Consider the following 22668-nt stretch of genomic DNA (forward strand, 5'->3'; position numbering starts at 1 on the left):
TGCATCAAAAAAATAATGAATGGGGTAGACACATGAACAAACTTATGAAAACGGTAACCATCGCTATGGTACTCGTTCTTCTGACTGTTCTGACCGCCTGCGGCTCGAAAAAATCAGCCGATGGCGCAACAAGTGCGGGCAGTAAAAAAGCTTCTCTAGATTTTGTTTGGTTCTCCGACGGTAATGAAGGCGAAATTATGAAGAGCATCATCAAGGACTATGAAGCTAAAAATCCGAACATTACAGTAAATCTGATTGAAGTGCCTTACAAAGACTTAGGAACAAAGTTAAAGACGATGATCTCAGGCGGAAAGCCTCCTGCTCTTGCACGGATCAGTACAACTGAACTTGGCGGATTTGCCAACCAGGCGATCGACTTGGCCTCCAGCAATGGCGGCTTGGACAGCTATACAGCTCAGTTCGTTGATTCCATCAAACCGTTTTATGTGGTCAATAAGAAAGCGGTTGCCGCTCCAATGGACGTAACGGCTAACGGACTGATTTATAACAAAACGCTGTTTAACAAAGCCGGAGTGAAGGTGCCTACCTCACAAGATAATATTTGGACTTGGGATGAGTTTTCCGCTTCCTTGAAGCAGGTTATGGAAAAAGGCGGAGCCAAATACGGTCTGGTATGGGATTTCACACCGCAACGTTGGTCGACAATGCTGTATCAATTTGGTGGCCGCATGATGAGTGAGGACGGAACGAAAGCAGTGATTAACAACGATGCAGGCGTAAAAGCCGCTGAATATTTCAAGAAGCTGCATACTGACGGCATTATGCCTACATCCGTATGGCTTGGCGGAGACAACCCGAACAATCTGTTCCGTACAGGCACAGTTGCCGCTCATTTTGCAGGAAACTGGATGATCAGCAATTACAAAGATATTCAGAATTTCGAGTGGGGCGTTACCTACATGCCAAAAGGCACGACGCGTTCTTCGGTACCGGGCGGTAAATTCGCTATGGCTTTCCAAAAATCGGGGGTTGAGAAGGAAGCTACAGATTTCATTAACTACATTTCAAGCAAAGAAGTGAACGCGAAATACTGCACGGATGCACTGTTCCTCAGCCCGCGTAAAGATAATTCCAAGCTGGACTATGCGTTCGGCAAAGACATGATGGAACTGTTCTCGAATGAGCTCAATAACACGGTTCCGGCTGCCGCCCAAGATTGGTCCAGACAAACGGTCGTGCCTAAGTTCAGTAACGACCTGAAAACCACGATTTCGGAAATTGTCAGCGGCAAGAAAACAGCGAAGGACGGCATGGACAAAGTTGCCCAATTGATCGATAAAGCAATCGCTGATGAAAAGAAATAATCAAAAAACGAGCTGCCGGGTTAAACCGGCAGCGGTTCTTTTAAGAAAGGAGAATGCTTGATGTCCACACAAGCCTCGGCTGTAAAAACTGTGAAAAAACGTCGCCGAGAACAGTCCATGGGATGGACTCCATATCTTTTCGTGTTGCCCAACCTGTTGATTTTTTCTGTTTTCATCGTCATTCCAACCGTTATCGGCTTCATATATTCTTTTCATAAATATGATGGGCTGAACCCGATGGAATTTGTAGGGTTTGACAATTTTAAAGAAATTTTCATGAACGAAGAGTTTTGGGGCGCATTAGGGAAAACGGCCCGCTATGCCCTGATCGCGGTTCCGTCGATTTATTGCGTTTCTTTGGCGGTTGCCATGATGCTGATTCAACCGCTCCGTGCGAAAGGGCTGTTTCGATCCATATTTTACTGGCCTACGATGATTTCGTATATCATTGTCGGTCTGACGTGGAAGTGGATATTCGGTGACTTCGGGATTATGAACTACGTTCTGACTTTGTTTGGCGGAGAGCCTATTCAGTTTATGTCGAATCCATTTTTCGCGAGCTTATCGGTCATCATTGCTACAGTTTGGTCTCGTCTCGGATTTTATATGGTTATTTTTATGGCCGGACTTCAAGCCATCCCGATCGACTATTACGAGGCGGCACGACTGGACGGGGCGTCCAAGATTCGGGTATTCCGCAGTATTACACTACCCCTACTTAAGCCTACGACAGTCCTTGTTGTTATGCTTGCGTTGATTGACGCCTTCAAAGCGTATCCGTTATTGTTCTCGCTGACAGGCGGCGGGCCTGGGAAAGAAACAACTTTTATCGTGCAATATATTTACGAAACGGGCTTTGCCAAGCAGGAGCTCGGCATGGCGAGCGCGATGTCTGTTGTGTTGTTTGTCCTGATCTGCTTGTTCACCGCACTACAGAATAAATTGTCTAAGGGAGGCGAGGACTGATATGGAATTAAAATCTTCCGCTAAAGTCACCCTTTACATTGGTCTTATCGTATTGGCCGTTGTATGGCTGTTTCCTGTCCTTTGGATCGTAATTTCATCTTTTAAGACGAATAATGACTTGTACAGCTTTCCGCCGCGCTTTTGGCCACAGCCGGTTACGTTCCAGCATTTTGCCGATGCTTTCGAGAAGGGGAATTTCGGACGATATTTCTTGAACAGCACCATTGTTACCATCAGTTCGACGATTTTGCTGCTGCTAATCAACTCGATGGCAGGGTTCGCTCTGGCCAAATATAAGTTTAAAGGCGATACGGTGCTGCTTGTCGGCTTCATCTCTACGCTTATGATTCCACTCGAGGTCATTATGATCCCGATCTTTAAAGTTCTCAGCTTCCTAGGGATGTTCAACAGCTTGTGGGCTCTTATTATTCCTCCGGCAGCTACACCGACAGGGGTCTTTATGCTCAGGCAATATTTGCTTACCGTACCGAACGAGCTGTTGGAAGCAGCCCGAATGGACGGGGCGTCGGAATGGCGCATTTATTTCCGGATCATTTTGCCGATCTGCAAACCGATTCTGGCGGTGCTCGCTATTTTCTCTTTTATGTGGCGTTGGGACGATTTCCTGTGGCCACTTATCGGCATCAGTGACCCGTCGCTGTATACGGTTCAATTAGCGTTGTCCAACTTCATAGGAGAATACAATGTAGATTGGGGCAGCTTACTTGCGATGTCCGTCATTACGATGATTCCGGTCCTTGTTGTGTTCCTTATTTTCCAACGACAATTCGTCAGCGGTATGGTGACGTCCGGAATGAAATAATCACATCAATTCCCTTCAATGACAGTGACCGGTTCGGCTCTGTGGGCGAAGGGATTTTTTAAGGGGATTAATTTATGGAGCGCTTTATCCTTTCAATAGATCAAGGAACGACTAGTTCAAGAGCTATATTGTTTAATCAAAACAATGATGTTGTGGGCACGTCTCAGCAGGAGTTCCCTCAGATTTATCCGCATCCCGGTTGGGTGGAGCACGATGCTGAACAGATTTGGGAATCCGTAGTGTCTGTCGTCAATTCCTGCATGTCGGAGGCAGGGATAGAACCGGAGCAGGTAGCCGCAATCGGCATAGCCAATCAGCGTGAAACGACGGTGGTATGGGAGAAAGCGACCGGTATGCCGGTCTACCATGCGATTGTCTGGCAGTCGAGACAGACAGCTGCAATCTGCGAAAGACTGGCAGAACAGGGCTGGCAGAGCAAGATTCGGGAGAAAACGGGGCTGGTCATCGATCCCTATTTTTCAGGAACGAAAGTGGCTTGGATTTTGGATGAGGTCCCAGGTAGCAGAGAACGTGCGGAGCGGGGCGAGCTTTTGTTCGGCACGATCGATACTTGGCTGATATGGAAGCTAACAGGCGGCAAGGTTCATGTGACGGACTTCTCCAACGCTTCGCGTACGATGCTGTTCAATATCCACGACTTAACCTGGGATAAGGAACTGTTGGAGCTGATGCGCATACCGGAATCGATGCTGCCCGAGGTTAAACCGTCGTCCGGCATATATGGACTCACGGATAAGGCTTTATTCGGTGATGAAATCGTTATCGCAGGAGCGGCGGGAGACCAACAGGCTGCGTTGTTCGGTCAGTCGTGCTTTAAAGAAGGAGAAGCCAAAAATACGTACGGCACAGGCTGCTTCATGCTAATGAATACCGGCAACAAGGCGGTCAGCTCCAAACATGGGTTACTCACAACCATCGCCTGGGGAATTGGTGACCGGGTTGTCTACGCCTTAGAGGGCAGCGTGTTTGTGGCTGGTTCAGCAATCCAATGGCTGCGGGATGGGCTGAAGATGATCGAGGACGCTGCGGAGACGGAGCATTACGCTTCCAGTGTGGAATCGACAGATGGAGTCTATTTCGTACCTGCATTTGTCGGTCTGGGAACCCCCTATTGGGACAGTGAAGTTAGAGGGGCCGTATTCGGACTCACTCGTGGTACCACCAAGGAGCACTTCGTGCGAGCGGCCTTGGAGGCGCTCGCCTATCAGACTAAGGATGTGCTGGACGTCATGGAAGAAGACGCAGGCATTGCCGTAAATAGGCTGCGTGTGGATGGCGGCGTTGTCCGAAATCAATTCTTAATGCAATTCCAGAGTAACATCTTGAATATACCTGTCGATCGACCGGTAATCAATGAAATTACCGCGCTGGGCGCTGCCTATTTAGCGGGATTGGCTGTCGGTTACTGGGCGGACCAGTCCGAAATCGTGGAACGATGGAAGATAAATAAAACGTTCTTGCCGGATATGAATGATGAAAACCGTCATCACCGCTACAACAACTGGAAGAAAGCCGTGCTTGCAGTGAGAGCTTTTAAATAACGGATAGAAATGCTGGAGGGAAAATAATGAAAGTAAGCAATAACTTATTGCAGGTTGTGGATGGGAGAAGTTATTTGGATTTGGTGACGGATGGGGCACGATACCGGATCTATCTGATGAACGATCATATTGTCCGGGTTCGTGGAACCTTTGATGAGCAATTTGCCGAAGAAGCCTCGTACACGCTGATGATGACCGCATGGGACGACAAAATGGACGGCATCATCGAGGATCGAAAGAGGGGGGAAGCCCTCCCTATTCGGTATGAAGATGCGGGAACCCATTTGCTGCTCACCACTAAGCAATTACGCGTCCTCATCCATAAGAGCCCGTTTGCCATTGAGATCCAAGATACTGAAGGCCGCGTGCTTCATGAGGACTTGAAAGAGCGCTCATACGTGAAGGATAAGCATGGACGACTCTATCACTATTCCACCTTGAAAGATGAGGACCATTATTACGGCTTCGGCGAGAAGAGCGGCTATTTGAACAAGAAGAAAAGAAGACTGCGGATGCACAACGTCGATACGATCGGCTACGATTCCGAGCATACCGACCCATTATATAAGCATATTCCATTCTATATCAAATTTAACGGTATGACGCAAACCGCCACGGGCTTATTCTATCATAACAGCTACGACTCCATCTTCGATATGGGCTGCGAGCGCAGCGGCTATTGGAATAAGTACAGCTATTTTTGCGCGGACGGCGGGGAATTGGACTATTTTTTCATGCACGGACCGCACATGAAGGACGTTATCCGGCATTATACGGATCTGACAGGGAAAACGATTTTGCCAACCCAATATTCTTTGGGCTATATGGGATCCACCATGTATTACACCGAGCTGGAAGAAAATTCGGATCTAGCAATCCTGAACTTTGTCGAACGATGCAAGGCGGAAGGTATTCCATGCGACGGCTTTTTTATGTCGTCGGGCTATACCACCGGAGAAGACGGCAAACGATATGTATTCAATTGGAACTACAATCGGTTCCCTGCCCCTCAAAGCTTCATCGAACAAATGCGGGACAAGGGAGTAGCGCTCGCACCCAATATCAAGCCGGGTATGCTGGTCACGCATCCGTTTTACCGTCAATTTGATGAGGCAGGGGCCTATATTAAAGATGACCAAGGCGAGAAGTCCGTGACGGACCGCTATTGGGGCGGGCAGGCCTCGTTCGTCGACTTTACGAACCCTAAGGGCAGAGATCTGTGGAAGCAGCATCTGAAATCATCATTCATCGATTTGGGCGTCACCTCGATTTGGAACGATAACAACGAATATGAAATCAACAATCCGGATGCGCTCTGCGAGTTTGAAGGCGATAAGAGGGAGATTAGCGCTTTGCGGCCGATACTTCCGAATTTGATGGCCCAAATGGCCAAAGAAGCGATCGCCGAAGCCGCTCCGAATACACGACCTTATATCGTCAACCGCGCAGGATTTGCCGGTATACAGCGTTATGCCCAGACTTGGGCAGGCGACAACAATACGAGCTGGCACAGCTTGAAGTTCAATATTCCCGTTATTCTAGGTATGGGATTGTCCGGCGTGGCGAATCAAGGCTGCGACATCGGAGGCTTCTTCGGACCCGCACCAGAGCCGGAGCTGTTCGTCCGCTGGGTACAGAACGGAATTTTCCAGCCGAGATTCTCGATCCATTCTTGCAATACCGACAATACCGTTACGGAGCCGTGGATGTATCCTTCGTATACGCCCTTTATTCGGGATGCCATCCGGCTTCGGTACTTGCTGTTTCCATACTTCTATTCCTTGCTGCATGAAGCTTCCGTAGAGGGCTCTCCCGTTATGCGACCCATGGTGTATGAATTCCAGGAAGACCCTGCTACATGGGAAGAAAGCTTTGATTTCATGCTGGGACGTTCCATTCTTGTTGCTAATGTCCTCGACAAGGGCGCGAAAACAAGAAAAGTATACTTGCCGGAAGGCAGCGAATGGTTCGACTGGAATACGAGAAAGCATTATGCCGGCGGACAGACTGTTGAGATGGATGTTTCCTTAAGCTCGATTCCGATGTTCATTCGCAGCGGAGCGATTATTCCGATGGCGCCTACCTTGCAGAACATTCACAATGAGCGCGTTGAGGAACTTCACCTGCTGGTCGAGCCGTCTGAAAATACGAGCTTCGTGCTCTACGAAGACGACGGCACCACGAATAATTACAAACACGGTGAATACCTGAAAACTACTATCAACGTGAACACCCAACGAAATACGGTCATTTCCTTCAAGAAAGAAGGAACCTATACAAGCAGCGTCAAGCGACTAGTCATCGATTTGATATGCAAGCGAATCGCGCCGGTTCAAGTATCGCTGCAGGATCGCAAGCTTCCAATGTTCCTGGATCACGCGGAATGGGACTCGAAGGACGAAGGTTGGTACTACGATCTTGAGCTGAAAACAACGAAGATCAAAATGGTGAGCAGCGAAACGGACGCCGATATTGCGGTTAACTTCGATGTGAAAGACCTGATTTCCATTTAACAGATGTAACGCTAGTGGAGTAACAGTCGCAGCACATCGTGAGTAAGTTGACACCGGTATTGAACCGGTGTCAGCTTTTTCTCATTTTCATTATGTTCTTCTATACTTGATTTACCCATCAGATGAAAGCAATATACGTTAAATTGTAAGCAATAATCGATCTAACATAAAAATGTAGATGTGATAACATTTTAATGTAACCGTTGTCAGAAAGCGCTATCAACTATCATTGACAAGAAAATCGGGGGAATGTCATATGAAAAAAAACATGAAATCGGCTATGACTCTTGTTCTTGCAGGACTGCTCACGTTCGGGCTGACTGCTTGTGGAGGAAGTACGGGAAGTTCGCAAGCCGGCGGTCAAGCTGCAGGCAAGAGTGTATCTGAAGCTAAGAAGCAAGTTACACTTGATTATCTTTGGTTTACGGACGGTATTGAAGGCGATGTGATGAAAGGGATTATCGGCGATTACGAAAAGCAAAATCCGAACGTGAAAATCAATCTCATTGAAGTCGCTTTTAAAGACCTGCCGTTGAAATTGAAGACGATGCTTTCTGGCGGTCAACCGCCTGCACTCGCGCGTATTACCGACACGGGGATGTTTGCCAATCAGGCACTGGATTTGACGCCGTATGTGGGCGGTGCAGACAGCTTTACCTCCCAGTTTATCGATTCCATCAAGCCTTATTATGTGATGAATAACAAAATTATCGCTGCTCCGATGGATGTAACGGCCAATGGCATGATCTACAATAAGACGTTATTCGATAAAGCGGGAGTCAAGGTACCTACTTCCAAGGATAACATCTGGACCTGGGAGGAATTCAGCGCGGATCTTAAGCAAGTCATGGCAAAAGGCGGAGCCAAGACAGGTATGGTCTGGGACGTCTCGCCTCACAGATGGTCGACGATGCTGTATCAATTCGGAGGCAGCATGATCAGCGCTGACGGTAAAAAGGCGGCCATTAACAGCCCAGAAGGCGTGCAGGCACTGGAAACATTCGTAAAACTCCATAAAGACGGCATTATGCCTCCATCCGTATGGGTAGGTAATGAAAATCCGAACAACTTGTTCCGTTCCGGTACAGTAGCCGTTCATATGGCAGGTAACTGGGTACTCAGCAATTACAAGGATATTACGAACTTCGAATGGGGCGTCACTTACATGCCCAAAGGAAAAATCCGTTCCTCCGTTCCTGGCGGCAAATACGTGATGGCATTCAAAGGTACAGGCGTAGAAAAAGAGACTGCAGACTTTATCAAATATTTGTCCTCGAAAGAAGTGAATGCCAAGTTCACCAAGGATTCGTTGTTCATCAGTCCTCGCAAGGACAATGCTAAGCTTGATTATGCGTTCGGAAAAGAAATGTTCGAAGTATTCGCAGATGAACTGGCCAATACGACACCTCTGGCGGCAAACGATTGGTCCCGTCAAGATATCGTGCCGAAATTTTCAACCGATCTGAAGAACAATATTATTGAGGCGATCACGGGGAAAACGACGGCGAAGGATGCCTTGGACAAGACGGCAAAACTAATCGATAAAGCGATTGGCGAGCAAAGTAAATAATTGAATTGCTGCGGAGTAAGGAGGGCTACCTAGCGGTAGCCCTTAGACTTTTAATAAAGGAAAATGAAGGGCTCAGTAGTTTTCGAACGGACAGCAACATTTGTAGGATATAGGACAACTTCCGTGCTAATCGGCACGGATGGTTGTGCTAAAATTTGATCAAGTGAATCAATGAAGCAAGGAGGAGTGGCACATGTCGCATTATCTCCATTTTCTGACGAACACGCTACTAAAGCGGGAACGCATCTACATCCGTCATCAAGTTTCGGAATGGCAGGTCAGCTGGCCCCTTCATACACATGACGGCTATGAAGTGTATTTATTTCATCAAGGCAATGTCAATTTAATTGTCGGGAACGAGTTGTACCAGATGCAGCCGGGGGATATGTTGCTCTTTAGCGGGGATGTGCTTCACCGGCCGAACCCGAAGGAGGGTGTGCCGTATATTCGAAGCTATATCAATTTTACGGCTGATTATATTCAACAAATGGCAGGCGAAGATTTGCATACGAAGCTGATTGGCCTGTTCAGCCATCCGAACGGTTTGCTGATTCGTTGGGACGACAAAGGTTTAAGCGACATGGACAACCACTTCTCGACCTTGTTTCACGAAAGGGAAAGGGAAGCGATCGGGAATGAATTCATGCTGCAAAGCCTAATGGTCCAGCTGCTCCTGAAAATTTATCGCAAATCGAAAGAAATGTACGCTCTCTTGACGGCTCCGACCCAATCGCAAAAGGAGACAAACGTACGCCGCATGCTCCTGTATCTGAACCAGCATTATAAAAACCAGATTACTTTAGAGAGCTTATCCAAGGAAGTGCATTTAAACAAGTACTACATGTGTCACTCCTTTAAAGAGGTAACAGGGGTTTCCATTAATAATTTCATAACGCGCAAGCGCATTGATGAAGCCAAAAAATTGCTAAGGCTATCGGATGAGCCGGTTGGATTCATGTCTGGGCATCTCGGCTTTACGAATCCGGTACACTTCAGCCGCATGTTTAAGCAATATGCCGGCGTCTCACCGCAGGCATACCGCAAGATGCATCAGAAGTAAGCCTAGACTGCAAACAATCGGGACATTAGGAATGAAGGGAAGACGATGAAAATGATAACCCACAGCAATTATGCGGCATATGCTCCTTTAAAACTTCAGCACCAGGTGATTAACCGGTGGCTGGTCAGCGGGATATTAATCCGAAACGTCCGGTTTGAACCGATGACGATGGAGGGTGACATCAATGATTGGCTGATAAAAGGGTTTTCGATTCATGAAAATCCTTGCCGTAAGGAATTCGTAGAAGCGAGGCGTTCTTCCCCGCCGGAGCTGCCTTTTACACAGCCGCCGGCAATTGGCGATACCGTGTTGCTTGGGAGCTCTGAGGCGGACTGGGGAATTTACTTTCCGTGGGGGAATTCACGGGTGGAAGAGTCCGGATTTTATTATGTCCCCACACATATGCTCAGATACGCTTACACGATCGTTAACAGTCCGAGCGCGCATAAAGCGGTGTTTAACTTGAAAACTTGCGGTTCCGTGACGCTTTGGGTGAATGGGCGTCAGGTGTGCGATTTCACGCCGTTCACAAGAAACATCGAACAGAAGACCCAGGTGGAAATCGAACTGGAGGCCGGAGCAAACGAGTTTATCGTTTGTCATGAGGATTTGGCCGAACGCGATACGCTCTATCACTATACTCTCGAATATACAGGCTCAGAATCCTTGGAAATCCGCATTCCGCTTACAGAATCAGAGACTGCCGAAGCTGTGTCTGCCACGGAAGATGCCCTTCAGCGGGCTTATTTTCCGAAAGACAGCGTAACCGATGACGAGATCACGCTCCTCTTCGAACAGCCCTTTACCCGGCCAGTCGCGTTTGATGTAAGCCACAGCAGCTTTTTTAGCGGTACATCAACGCTGAATCGGGAGCTTGGGGCCGGAGCAACCAGCCTAGTCCTGGGGCATTCCTCCGATTTCAGCATCGATTACAAGTACTTTGAGGTAAGCACGGTTGTCGGTAAAGCGATTGTTCGCAAGCTGTTCGGCATCGAGCTGCACAACACCCGATTTCAGCCCAAGAACAGCGAAGCCATGTCGGTGCAGGAGCGCAAGCAAACGGCTCTGGAGTGCGTAGCCGAGCTCGGTATTCCCAACATTCATACGGCAATTGCGAACCTGAAAACCGGCGGGTCCCCCGAAAAGTCCCATGAGATGATTCTGAATGGTCTAGTCGGCATTCAAGAAAGGCGCGATTGCGCTGACTTTTATTTAGTGGCCCTATTCCGTTTTTGGCGGGATTATCACGACAGCGGTTTGTTCGGTGAAGATTTCTGGAACCAGGTTAAAGAAACGATTCTGGGATTTCGTTATTGGATTGACGAACCGGGAGACGATGTGATGTGGTTCTTCAGCGAAAATCATGCGCTGCTGTTCCATACCTGTCAGCTGTTGGCTGGCCAGCTGTTTCCTGACGATACATTCAGCAACAGCGGCGAAATCGGAGCCCAAAGGCGGTCGAAGGCAGAACAGCAGTTGATCGGCTGGTTCGAACGGTTTTTGGCGGAGGGGTTGGCCGAATGGAACTCCAGTGCCTATATCCCCATTGATTTCCTAGGGCTTATTCAGCTCTACGATCTGGCCGAGCTTCCATTCCTGCGGGAGCAAGCCAAGAAGGCCATGGATCTTCTTTACACTTATATGATGGCAGAGGCGCATGACGGGTATTTGTCCTCTACGTTCGGGCGCAGCTACGAGAAGGAGCAGCTCGGCAACCATGCGGCGGGGACGACCTCGCTCATCTGGGTTGGTTATGGCGTAGGCAACGTGAACAGTACTTCCTTTAACGTATCGGTGTACTTATCGGATTATGAGCCGCCGCAGCATTTGGTTGAGCTGACGAAGCTGAGCCCGCAAGAGGAGCTCGAGTTTCAGCTGGAGCAAGGCAAAGACGGATACGCCAAGCTGATTCATTACCGTACGAGCTCGTTTGTATTGTCGAGTATCTCCGGTTTCCGTGACGGCTTGAAAGGCTATCAAGAGCATGTTCTACAGCTGGCATTCTCCCCTGAGGCTCAAATTTGGGTCAATCATCCAGGTGAGATTTATGCTCACGGCTCGGGACGGCCGAGCTTCTGGGCTGGAAACGGTTATTTGCCGAAGGTCGGGCAGTATAAAGGGCTGGGAATCTTATTGTTTGATATTAACTCGGATCACGACGCTGATTATACGCATGCTTACTTCCCGGCTTACGCGTTTAGCCGAGTGGAGTACAGCGGATCGTGGGCTTTTGCAGAAAGAGAAGAGGCTTACGCTGCCCTATATGCTGCAGGCGGCCTGGAGCCGACCAGGAGCGGGATCAATCGCGGTCGCGAGCTTACATCGAAAGGACGTCGTAACGTATGGTTGGTTACGGCAGCGGACGCCCGGGAATTCGGATCTTTCGAACAGTTCATGGAAAGCATGCTGAAGACACCATGTGAAGTTTCGGCCGATTCGCTGCAAGTTCGGCTGACGGATCCAAGATATGGAGAGGTGCAATTCGGCTGGGACGAGCCGTTTACCGTGAACGGTGAATCTGTGCAAGTCGGCAATTGCGGAGCAGAGGGCCGAATGGTTCGCAGAGCTAGGGAGGTAATTTGTAAGTGAGACAAGAGACGATTCTAAGTGCGATCGAACGTGTATCAAATGCAATGAAGTCTATGAAAAACGAAGGATTGGACGAGATTTATCCGATCGGGCTGATTGATATTCATCTGTGGGAGTGGCCTCAAGGTGTAGGGCTCTACGGTATGTATCAGTATTATCAGGAAACGAAGGATGCGGGAACGCTGCATTTTTTGCAGGAGTGGTTTGACGCCCGTCTCCGCGAAGGCTTGCCGGAGAAGAACGTCAATACGTGCTCACCGCTGCTGACACTGATATCCCTGTGCGAACTGACGGGGAAGGAAGCATACATTCAAGTATGCGACGAGTGGAGCCGTTGGATCATGGACAATAAGAGCGGCTTGATCCGCACCGGAGATCAGGCGTTCCAGCACATGATTACGGGTGACCCGAATGACGGACAAATTCTGATCGATACACTGTTCATGACCGTGCTTTTCCTTACAAAGGCCGGCGTCTATTTCAAGCGCCCGGAGTACGTCGAAGAAGCGAAGAAGCAGTTTCTGATTCACATAAAATATTTGTACGATAGGCGTTCGGGACTGTTTTTCCACGGTTGGGATTTCAATGGAAGGCATAATTACGGGGCAGTGCGCTGGGGGCGTGGCAACGGCTGGTATACGTGCGGTATTGTCGATTTTCTGGATATGACCCCGCTGGAGGACGGCATCAAGCAATATTTGTTGGATACGATGCGAAGCCAAGTTCATGCCCTTGCCTTGCTTCAGACAGAGGACGGCATGTGGCATACGGTGCTGGACGATCCATCGTCCTATGTGGAGACGTCTTGTACGGCCGCTTTCGGTTACGGCATTTTGAAAGCCGTACGCAAAGGCTATTTGGAGCGGGAGTATTTGCCCGTCGGACTTAAAGCGTTAGAGGCCGTACTGAAGCGGATCGACGCGAACGGCGTGGTGCAGCAGGTATCCTACGGTACGCCGGTCGGAAACGACGCGCAGTTTTATAAAGACATACCGATTTCCCCGATGACTTATGGGCAAGCGTTAACGCTGCTGATTTTGATGGAAGGTCTGCGTTATACGGGTAGATCCAGCTAAGGGTATGAGATTCGCGTCATTCAGTCTTTGTGATCGAAGAGATCGCTTCAAGACTTTAAATGTCATTATTTTTTTGTGCAAGAAACCAGCGAACCCTTGAGTTTGCTGGTTTCTTGCACTTCAAAACATATGTGTCCTCCAAAAAAAAGAAAGAGATGATAATTGTGAGCGTTCAGGTCAAATATTCTCAAGTCCGTGCAGAACGAAGAGATCGAAAAGGAAGAAATCATGCAGGGAATTGATTTTTGGATCCGAAAAAGAATATAAATAAGAATGTGTGAAGAAAGCGATAAAATATGATTCTATAATTGGGGGGACACGCAAATGAACGAGAAGTACATGCTCTCGCTCGATCAAGGAACGACAAGCTCTCGTGCCATCTTATTCGATAAATCCGGCGCCATCATGGGCGTTGCGCAGAAAGAATTTACGCAAATTTACCCGAAGCCGGGCTGGGTCGAACATAATGCGGAAGAGATTTGGGAGACGCAGCTCGAAGTGTTGAAAGAGGTTTTAATCAAAAATCATGTGCAGCCGCACCAAATCGCCGCAATCGGGATTACAAACCAGCGCGAAACGGCAGTTGTCTGGGATAAACTGACTGGAAAGCCGGTATACAACGCAATCGTCTGGCAAAGCCGGCAAACGATGGATATTTGTAACGAGTTGAAAGAGCGGGGATTCGACCCTATTGTTCGTCAAAAAACTGGTCTGCTCATCGATGCATATTTCTCAGGTACGAAGGTGAAATGGATACTGGACAACGTCCAAGGAGCCAGAGAGAAAGCAAGCCAAGGCGACTTGCTGTTCGGCACAATCGATACTTGGCTCATTTGGAAGCTGACAGACGGCAAAGTGCATGTGACGGACTATTCCAACGCCTCAAGAACGATGATGTACAACATTCACGACTTGAAGTGGGATCCAGAACTGCTGGATATGCTCAGTGTCCCGTCTTCGATGCTGCCTGACGTACGTCCTTCCAGTGAAGTTTACGGTCAAACTTCCACTAGCCTGTTTGAAGTGCAAATACCGATCGCAGGCATCGCTGGAGATCAGCAGGCGGCACTCTTCGGCCAGGCATGCTTTGAAGAAGGAATGGCAAAAAACACCTACGGCACCGGCTGCTTCATGCTGATGAACACTGGCTCCAAAGCTGTAGCTTCCCAGAATGGTCTGCTCACTACGATCGCATGGGGAGTCGACGGTAAAGTCGAGTATGCGCTGGAAGGAAGTATTTTCGTCGCAGGAGCTACGATTCAGTGGCTGCGTGACGGTCTAAAGCTGATTGAAAAAGCTTCCGATTCGGAAAAGCACGCAGCTTCTGTGCCAAGCACGGATGGGGTCTATCTGGTCCCAGCTTTTGTCGGATTGGGCGCACCTTATTGGGATATGGAAGCACGAGGCGCGATCTTCGGGCTGACGCGCGGAACCACACAGGACCATCTGATTCGTGCAGCTGTTGAATCCCTCGCTTACCAAACGAAAGACGTACTTGAAGCGATGGAAGCCGACTCTGGCATACAGTTGCAAAAGCTGGCCGTAGACGGCGGCGCTGTAGCGAATAACTTCCTGATGCAATTCCAGGCGGATCTCTTAGGAGCAGCCGTGGATCGTCCTCGCGTGTTGGAAACGACAGCGCTGGGGGCCGCTTATTTGGCCGGTCTAGCGGTTGGCTATTGGGCTGGCAAACAGGATATCATCCATAACAAAGTGATTGAGCGCACGTTTGAGTCTGCGATGGAGCCAGCTGAGCGCGAAGGGCTTTACGGGGGCTGGCAAGCAGCGGTTCAAGCGACAATGGGTTATAAAGTGAAGAAAGACTAGTCGGCCTAATAAAATATAAATAAGCATGAATGAGGGAGTCACGGGAGTGGCTCTCTTTTTCTCGAAAAAAAGAAAGTGAAATTTTCTGCTAGGCAAGAACTCTTTTTTTTGTCAGTTTCATCTACGTCAGTATTGGAAAACGTACATCATACCTTCAAGGTCCAAAAACAGGAGCTAATCTCGATGAAGTCAGCTGTTTGCTGAGTCCGAAGTATTCGCAAAAGTTCATAATCATCGGGTTCCATTTCGAAGGATCAATGTAGTTTTTATGTCCATCCATAAGCAATTGTTCGTCAACATGGACGCGGACAATGCGCGTTTCAATTGCGACCAAGGAGCTAGGTTCTTCAAATGAATGCACGTTTTCCACAGTAGCTTCCAATTGGATCGGACATTCGGCGACTCGCGGTGCATGAACCTGATGTGAAGGCATAGGTGTCAATCCGGCGATCCCGAATTTATCAGCTTCATGCTGATAGCCAAGCTTCGCTTTCGTCTCCGGAACAGGATTTCTGCCCGTAAGAAGCGTTAATCCTTCTATGGAGGGGACAAGGTCGATGGATGGTAGATTAAGGACACATTGCCGCTCGCGCAACAAGTTTTGAACCGTTTGGGATTTGCTGCTCATGCCAAGCATACAGGATTGATTCAGCCACCATGCGGAGGACATGGGAGCCAGATTAGGGGTGCCGTTCTCATTTAATGTGCTGATAAGCACGACTGAGGTTCCAAAGTAAAGGATCTTGGGTTCGATGACAGTATGCATAAGGGAATCACTGCTCCTTTTTTGAAAGTTTTATGTTTGATTGGTTGGGTGAGGCTGATTTGTCAAGTGTAGCATAAGACCCTCGGGAGTTGGGGGCATCGGGAATGAGACAGCAAGATCGCAAAAGGACTTTTCTTAGGGGAGAGGCGGTCAAAACTATCCTCTTAATTGTTATTTTCTGTATAATTGAGACTAATCAAGTAATGAAAACGGTGGCTCACTAGTTAGGAGGAAATCCGTGTTAGAAGAGATAGAAATTTTCGAGGCTTCACCCTCTCAAGTTGAAGAGGTGTTGGCGATATGGCTGGAAGCGGCTTATTGGATGGAATCGAAGGGGATCGATCAATGGAAGCCGGCACACTTCAATCGGGATGTAGTTCTGAAGTATTTTGAGAACAGACATATTTTCCTGGCGAAGTACAAGGACGAGTATGTGGGAAGTTTCGCCTTACAATGGTCGGATCCAAGTGTTTGGGGGGAGATGAATAATGAGGAGTCCGGTTACTTGCACCGGTTCGTCGTGCGCCGAACTCAGGCTGGACAAGGGATTGGCGGCTATTTCCTGCAATGGATCGAAAATTATGTAAAATCCAAAGATAAACAATATTTGAGACTCGACTGCATGGCTGCAAATGAGGTGTTGAATACGTATTATCGCAGTCATCATTTTATATATAGAGGCACCTATCACTTGAGTCATGGCACATCCTGTTGGCAAGGAAGCTTATACGAAAAGGAGCTTTAGCATTAAGCTCGTAAGGATAACGTCTGAGGATGTGAAAGAAATCAAAGGATAATCTGGTACAAACGTTTAATATGCACTATAATATGAGGTATATTCATTATTTAAACGTTTCAATTTTATTGGACACGCGTGACGCGTGATCGTGAAATGGATGGAGAGGTCCTATGACGAACGTGCAAACTCAACCTGCTTATGGTCCTGAAATCGTTACCTTTGGCGAAACGATGGCGCTGCTCATGCCCACGAACGGCAAAGGTTTGGAATACTCGTCAGAGCTGCACAGCTTGTTCGGCGGCGCCGAAAGCAATGTGGCCATCGGCATATCCAGGCTCGGAGTTAGCGCCGGCTGGTTCGGACGATTAGGTAAAGATCCGCTTGGACGGATGATTTTCAAAAAAATTCGCGGCGAAGGCGTCGACGTATCGCGTGTGGAGCTGACAGCAGAAGCGCCGACAGGGCTTATGATGCGTGAAGTGCTGATGGGCAAAACGTCCGTCTACTATTACCGGAAACATTCAGCGGCAAGCCGCATGAGCCCTCAGCATTTGGATGAGGCGTATATCGCTCAGGCGAAGATTTTACATGTGACGGGAATCACGCCCGCGCTTAGCGAGTCTTGTAAAGAGAGTGCATTCGAGGCGATTCGCATCGCTCGCAAGCATGGGGTTAAAGTGAGCTTTGATCCGAATCTCCGTTTGAAGCTGTGGAGCATCGAAGAAGCGCGTGAAGTGCTGCTGGAACTGGCCAAGCTGGCGGATATTTTCCTGCCTGGCCTGGACGAGCTGAAGCTGCTTTACCAAACGGAGGACTGGGATGAAATTGTCGGTAAGCTGCGCGAACTGTCCGCAATCTCCATCGTTAAGGGCGGGGACGACGAGACTTACGTGGTTGACCGCGATTCCATAACGGCTGTTCCGTATTTCAAGGCAGAGCATGTCGTAGATACTGTGGGCGCGGGTGACGGTTTTTGCGCGGGATTTTTGACAGGTGTCGTGAAAGGGTACGATTACGCAGAGGCGGTACGCATCGGTAATCTGGTAGGCTCTCTGATTGTGCAAGCCGAAGGCGACTGGGAAGGCGCGCCGACTTGGGAACAAGTCGAGGCGGTGCTTAACAACGTTAAACATATCGAACGTTAATTGATAAAAGAAGGAGCGTAAATTTCGATGAAAAAGATCCAATTGATTCAGCAAATCTCGCAAGGAGGCGTCGTTGCCGTGCTGCGCGGAGAGACGCCCGAGGAAGTCGTTGAAATGGCAGAGCAGGCCATTGCCGGTGGGATCAAGGTCATCGAGGTGACGATGACCGTGCCTTTCGCGCTGCGCGCCATCGAGGAGCTGGCGAAGCGCTACTCGAGCACAGCGCAGGACGCGGCGAAGTACGCGATCATCGGGGTGGGCACCGCCCTTGACCCCGAGACGGCGCGAGCCGCGATTCTTAGCGGGGCCGAGTTCGTCGTCGGCCCGTCGCTCAACCCGAACACGGTTGCGCTCTGCAACCGTTACCGTGTGCCCGTCATGCCGGGCTGCATGACGATCGCAGACATACAGGCGTCGCTGGAGCTCGGCGTCGATATCGTGAAGCTGTTCCCGGGCAATCTCTACTCGCCCGCGATGATTAAGGCCATTAAAGGTCCGCTGCCGCAGGCGAACATTATGCCGACCGGCGGCGTCTCGCTGAGCAACCTCGGCGAGTGGATTCAGGCCGGCGCAGTTGCCGTCGGCATCGGCTCCGACTTGACCAGCGAAGCGGTCAAAACCGGCAATTACAGCCTCGTCGCTAAGAAGGCTGCCCAATATATCGAGGCCTACCAAGCGGCCAAGAGATAGGAAATAGATGCGCTCCGTCGAACTAAGATGGAGCGCATTTTTCATTTGAAAAGGAGATGATGCACATGGGATCCGGCCAAGCGAAGCTGGTGCTTGAAGTGGACAATCTTCAGGCTTCTTTGGCATTTTATACGACGAAGTTAGGATGGGAGCTGACGGAGACCGAGCCGAGCGGTCACGCAGTGCTTTTAAATGCGGTACCGGACTACCAGGTGGTGCTCTTGCAGAAATCTGCGGATGGGCTGAAGGTTAGTGAGACTGTAGACATTGGAGACTTCGCTGTATGGCTGCATCCGCAAGCACAGAGTCCGCAGAGCGGCGACCATGTGTATATGTGGATAGCATCCACCAACGAGATGGCAAACGAGCTGCGAGGACGGGGGATCGATAGGCTGGAGTTTGAGGAGGACGCGGGCTCCACCCGCAAACTGTTCGTATTCACGCCGGACGGCTATATCATCGTGTATTGGGAGGAACTCTACCCGTCCGATGAGGAGATATTGGCCGAGTATGAAGCGGGTGCGGACAAGCTGGAGCGACTGCTCTTAGGGGCGTCACCAGAAGTGCTTGACTGGGCCGAGTCGCCAGGGAAATGGTCCATTCGCCAGCAAGCGATGCATCTCATCGATCTGGAATTGGTTACGATTCATAAGGTGAAGTTTGCTCTCGCGGAGCCCGGCAGAACGTATCATGGCAACGGGTTCTCCCAAGATGACTGGTGCGCAATCCTGGATTATGCAAGGCGGCCCATTGAGCCTGAGTTAGCGATGTTTCGCGCAATGCGGGAGCATATCGCAGGATTATGCCGGCATCTGCCGGACGCTCTGCAGCGCAAAGTGATCACATCGAACCGGGAAGAGTCAGTTGCGAAGCTGCTGAAAATGATGAACGGGCATGCAGCGCATCACATAAGGGCAATGACTCGCCTTCGAGAAACTTTTTCCAAGATATAGCGTTAAAGGAGATATATTGGAAAAAGGAGGTCGTGCGATTGAATGCCTGGCAGCGGATGCTTATCCTTTTTATGATCAATTAAGCATGGGCAAAGTTGTCTTGGAAGAGCAGGATATCCAAGCGTCTCATCAATATACAAGCGATTTTTCAGGGCGGACCTGGTATCGGATTTTGACTAAAGAAGGCTATAAGTGGGTGGACCCGCAGTAAGCAATAGCACATGCTAAAAAACCAAGAGCAGTTCGCTCTTGGTTTTATTGTTGTTTTTATCATATAAACTTGTTACAATAAAGAGTGAATGTTTATATTAGGAAATAAATACATTATTATCCTAATATAATTATAGCACCAAACAAGGCCCCGTGTCAAACGGAATTCAAATTCTTATGAAAAGAGGCGTTTTCATGAGTTTAAGCGAGCAAGACTGGGCAATGGAAATACAGAGAGTTCACGAAGTAACGGCAAAAATCGCTGCGCAAATCGAACGGTTCGAGGCGGAAGTGGGGCAGGTAAAATCGGATGTGGTCGACATCCGGAAACACTTTTGGGATGAAGTTACTGTGGACTTCAGCTCAAGCGAAAATGCGGTGGAAACCATAGCCAGCATGAAGCAGCAGGCGGAGGTGCTGTCCGAGCGGGAACGCAGTCACCGGCATGCAGCCGCGGCGCTATCGAAGATGAAGAGATTGGTGCGTTCGCCGTATTTTGGGCGGATTGATTTTGTGGAGCGAGGGGAGCGCGATGTAGAACCCATTTATTTGGGGATCGCTTCTTTTCTGGATGAAAAGGATGACGCATACCTGGTGTATGACTGGCGGGCTCCGATATCAAGCTTGTACTACGATTTTGCGCCGGGCGAGGCTGCCTATGAAACGCCGAATGGCATTGTAAAAGGAGAGATGCTGCTCAAGCGGCAATATGTGATCCGTGACGAGCAAATTCAGTTCATGTTCGATACGGGTGTTACGATCGGCGATGAATTACTGAAACAAGTGCTGAGCCGGAGCTCGGATGCGCAGATGAAAACAATCGTTGCCACGATACAGAAAGAGCAGAATCGCATCATTCGCAACGATCACAGCCGGATGTTGATTGTGCAGGGAGCGGCGGGAAGCGGTAAAACTTCGGCTGCCCTACAGCGAGTCGCCTATTTGCTGTATAAGCACAGGGAAAAGCTGCAAGCGGATCAGATGGTGCTCTTTTCGCCGAATCCTCTATTTAACAGCTATGTTTCGACCGTGCTGCCGGAGCTTGGCGAAGAAAATATGCAGCAGACGACATTTCAGGCATATTTGGAGCATAGGCTAGGTCACGATTATGAGGTTGAAGATTCTTTTACGCAATTGGAATATATATTGATGGGCGGATCGCAAACAGAAGGAGAGATATCGGAAGCATATGATCATATCAATGCGAAGGTGGATGATCCGGCCTACGAGGCTCGGCTGAGCGGCATCCACTATAAGTCTTCGGCTCCCTTCCTGCATGTGATTCAAAACTATAAGCTGCATCTGGAGCGGGAGGGAATGCTTTTCAGGCCGATTGTATTCAGGGACAAAGAAGTCGTAACTGCGGAGCGCATACAGGAGCGGTTTTATAGCTATGACCATGCGATTCGGCTGCCGAATCGTCTTGAGCTTATGCGCGGTTGGTTGCTGGATCAGTTGGAAGACTTTATGGAAGCCGAGATGGAAGAGGGCTGGGTAGAGGATGAGATTGAACTGCTCAGCAGCGAGGATTACCATCGAGCCTATCAGCAACTGCGCCGGATGAAGGGTGCCAGGGGGGCGACTTTCGATGATTTTGAAAAAGAAAAGCGGCTGCTTGCGCGCGTAGTCGTGCAGGAGCACCTGCTCCCAGTGCGACAAGCGATCAAGCAGCTAAGCTTTGTAGATATGACAGGGCTGTACGCGCAGCTGTTTGACGTAAGGGGCTTGTTGGGCGGCGATGTGGAGCTCCCGCCGCATTGGTCTGCCATCTGCGAGCAGACGAGAGAGGCGCTGGCCGGAGCCAGGCTGCCTTACGAGGATGCGACGCCGTTCTTGTACTTGATGGAAGCGGTCCAAGGCTTCCATACGAACGGCGCCGTGCGCCACGTCATCATCGACGAGGCGCAGGATTATTCCCCGTTTCAGCTGGAATACCTGAAACGGCTGTTCCCGCGCAGCCGCATGACTGCGCTGGGCGATCTCAATCAGGCGATCTATTCGCACGCGTCCGCGTACAGCGAACTCGATCCGATCGCCGCCTTGTACGGGCCGGATCAAACGGAAGTGATCCGTTTGACCCGCAGTTACCGCTCCACGCGCGAGATCGTGGAGTTCACCCGCGGCATCGTGCCGGGCGGCGATGCCATCGAGCACTTCACCCGCGGCGGCGCAAAGCCGCGGGTGACCATCGCCAGCGATCGCGGATCGCTGCATAGCGGGCTAGCAGCCGAGGTCGATCGGTTGCTCGGCGAAGGCTATGCGTCCATCGCGATCATCGGCAAGACCGCGAGCGAGTGTGCGCTCGCGCAAGAAGCCTTAGCCGCAGAACTGCCGGCTACGCCGCTGCGGCTCATCACCAAACACAGCCCTGCGTTCGAGCAGGGCGTGCTGATTATCCCTTCTTATCTCGCGAAGGGAGTCGAGTTCGACGCCGTCCTTATCTACGATGGCTCCCGCCATCAGTATGGACGGGAGAGCGAGCGCAAGCTGTTTTACACGGCTTGCACGAGAGCGATGCACCTGCTGCATATCTTTACGCTAGGCGAGCCCAGCGAGTTCGTACTTTCGCAGTCTCCAGAGAGCTATGAACTGTTGTAAAAAGAAAGAGGCTGTCTCCTTAGGGTAGCCTCGATCGCTTGTCATTGGATTTCATACAGTAGACTAGAAACATTGGAGTAAATTGTATGATGTTGGTTGGAAAATCTCCAATGGTTTCAGCCAAAAATAGGGCTTTTGCCTTTTTGGGCATTAAATGACTGGATGAAATCCAACGAACTGTTCGCCAAAAGTCCCAGGGAATGATATCCGTTGGATAAATTCCACTCCATTGCCACTGAACATGCATCCGGCTCTT

Annotated in this window: 17 protein-coding genes; 16 read left to right on the forward strand and 1 reads right to left on the reverse strand. The window is 49.6% G+C overall.

The annotated features are described in order from the left end of the window. Positions 1-32 precede the first annotated feature (32 nt). The 10 genes from ACFQZT_RS22650 to glpK (ACFQZT_RS22695) all read left to right on the forward strand — a co-directional run bounded on the left by ACFQZT_RS22650 (position 33) and on the right by glpK (ACFQZT_RS22695) (position 15311). Positions 33-1325 (forward strand): ABC transporter substrate-binding protein, encoded by a 1293-nt coding sequence (locus ACFQZT_RS22650; RefSeq protein ID WP_379303369.1) that lies wholly within the window; start codon positions 33-35, stop codon positions 1323-1325. A 60-nt stretch (positions 1326-1385) separates the two neighbouring features. After that, positions 1386-2291, forward strand: a complete 906-nt coding sequence (locus ACFQZT_RS22655; RefSeq protein WP_379303371.1) for a carbohydrate ABC transporter permease — start codon at positions 1386-1388, stop codon at positions 2289-2291. A gap of 1 nt (position 2292) precedes the next feature. Next, positions 2293-3114: a carbohydrate ABC transporter permease gene (locus tag ACFQZT_RS22660; RefSeq protein ID WP_379303373.1), complete on the forward strand. Its 822-nt coding sequence runs from the start codon at positions 2293-2295 to the stop codon at positions 3112-3114. Positions 3115-3188: 74 nt separating this feature from the next. Then, positions 3189-4676: a glycerol kinase GlpK gene (gene glpK, locus ACFQZT_RS22665; protein WP_379303375.1), complete on the forward strand. Its 1488-nt coding sequence runs from the start codon at positions 3189-3191 to the stop codon at positions 4674-4676. 26 nt (positions 4677-4702) lie between these two features. Further along, entirely contained in the window at positions 4703-7189 is a 2487-nt protein-coding gene (locus tag ACFQZT_RS22670; protein WP_379303378.1) for a glycoside hydrolase family 31 protein, read from the forward strand. A gap of 256 nt (positions 7190-7445) precedes the next feature. Then, a complete protein-coding gene (locus tag ACFQZT_RS22675) occupies positions 7446-8759 on the forward strand; it encodes an ABC transporter substrate-binding protein (RefSeq protein WP_379303380.1) in 1314 nt (437 codons plus the stop codon). 193 nt (positions 8760-8952) lie between these two features. Continuing rightward, positions 8953-9819 (forward strand): helix-turn-helix domain-containing protein, encoded by an 867-nt coding sequence (locus ACFQZT_RS22680; RefSeq protein ID WP_379303382.1) that lies wholly within the window; start codon positions 8953-8955, stop codon positions 9817-9819. Between the two features lie 45 nt (positions 9820-9864). Continuing rightward, positions 9865-12408: a hypothetical protein gene (locus tag ACFQZT_RS22685; RefSeq protein WP_379303384.1), complete on the forward strand. Its 2544-nt coding sequence runs from the start codon at positions 9865-9867 to the stop codon at positions 12406-12408. A gap of 44 nt (positions 12409-12452) precedes the next feature. Continuing rightward, positions 12453-13484, forward strand: a complete 1032-nt coding sequence (gene bglB, locus ACFQZT_RS22690) for a beta-galactosidase BglB (protein WP_379303444.1) — start codon at positions 12453-12455, stop codon at positions 13482-13484. A gap of 324 nt (positions 13485-13808) precedes the next feature. Continuing rightward, a complete protein-coding gene (gene glpK, locus ACFQZT_RS22695; RefSeq protein ID WP_379303386.1) occupies positions 13809-15311 on the forward strand; it encodes a glycerol kinase GlpK in 1503 nt (500 codons plus the stop codon). Between the two features lie 154 nt (positions 15312-15465). Here the strand turns inward: glpK (ACFQZT_RS22695) and ACFQZT_RS22700 are convergent, their stop codons facing one another. Next, positions 15466-16077, reverse strand: coding sequence for a flavin reductase family protein (locus ACFQZT_RS22700; protein ID WP_379303388.1), 612 nt, complete (start codon positions 16075-16077; stop codon positions 15466-15468). A gap of 238 nt (positions 16078-16315) precedes the next feature. Here ACFQZT_RS22700 and ACFQZT_RS22705 point away from each other — a divergent pair, with 238 nt between their 5' ends. From ACFQZT_RS22705 to helD, 6 genes are all read left to right on the forward strand, one after another. After that, positions 16316-16822 carry a GNAT family N-acetyltransferase gene (locus tag ACFQZT_RS22705; RefSeq protein WP_379303390.1) on the forward strand — a complete coding sequence of 169 codons (507 nt, stop codon included), beginning with the start codon at positions 16316-16318 and terminating at the stop codon, positions 16820-16822. Positions 16823-16986: 164 nt separating this feature from the next. After that, positions 16987-17961 carry a sugar kinase gene (locus ACFQZT_RS22710; protein WP_379303392.1) on the forward strand — a complete coding sequence of 325 codons (975 nt, stop codon included), beginning with the start codon at positions 16987-16989 and terminating at the stop codon, positions 17959-17961. 27 nt (positions 17962-17988) lie between these two features. Beyond that, entirely contained in the window at positions 17989-18651 is a 663-nt protein-coding gene (locus ACFQZT_RS22715) for a bifunctional 2-keto-4-hydroxyglutarate aldolase/2-keto-3-deoxy-6-phosphogluconate aldolase (RefSeq protein ID WP_379303394.1), read from the forward strand. A gap of 65 nt (positions 18652-18716) precedes the next feature. Continuing rightward, on the forward strand, positions 18717-19604 hold the full coding sequence (locus tag ACFQZT_RS22720) for a VOC family protein (protein ID WP_379303396.1): 888 nt from the start codon (positions 18717-18719) through the stop codon (positions 19602-19604). Positions 19605-19620: 16 nt separating this feature from the next. Continuing rightward, complete coding sequence (locus ACFQZT_RS22725) at positions 19621-19815, forward strand: hypothetical protein (protein WP_379303398.1); 195 nt, start codon at positions 19621-19623, stop codon at positions 19813-19815. 194 nt (positions 19816-20009) lie between these two features. Beyond that, entirely contained in the window at positions 20010-22412 is a 2403-nt protein-coding gene (gene helD, locus ACFQZT_RS22730) for an RNA polymerase recycling motor HelD (RefSeq protein ID WP_379303400.1), read from the forward strand. Positions 22413-22668: the final 256 nt, after the last annotated feature.

Source organism: Paenibacillus sp. GCM10027628 (assembly GCF_042676385.1).
Taxonomy (GTDB): domain Bacteria; phylum Bacillota; class Bacilli; order Paenibacillales; family NBRC-103111; genus Paenibacillus_E.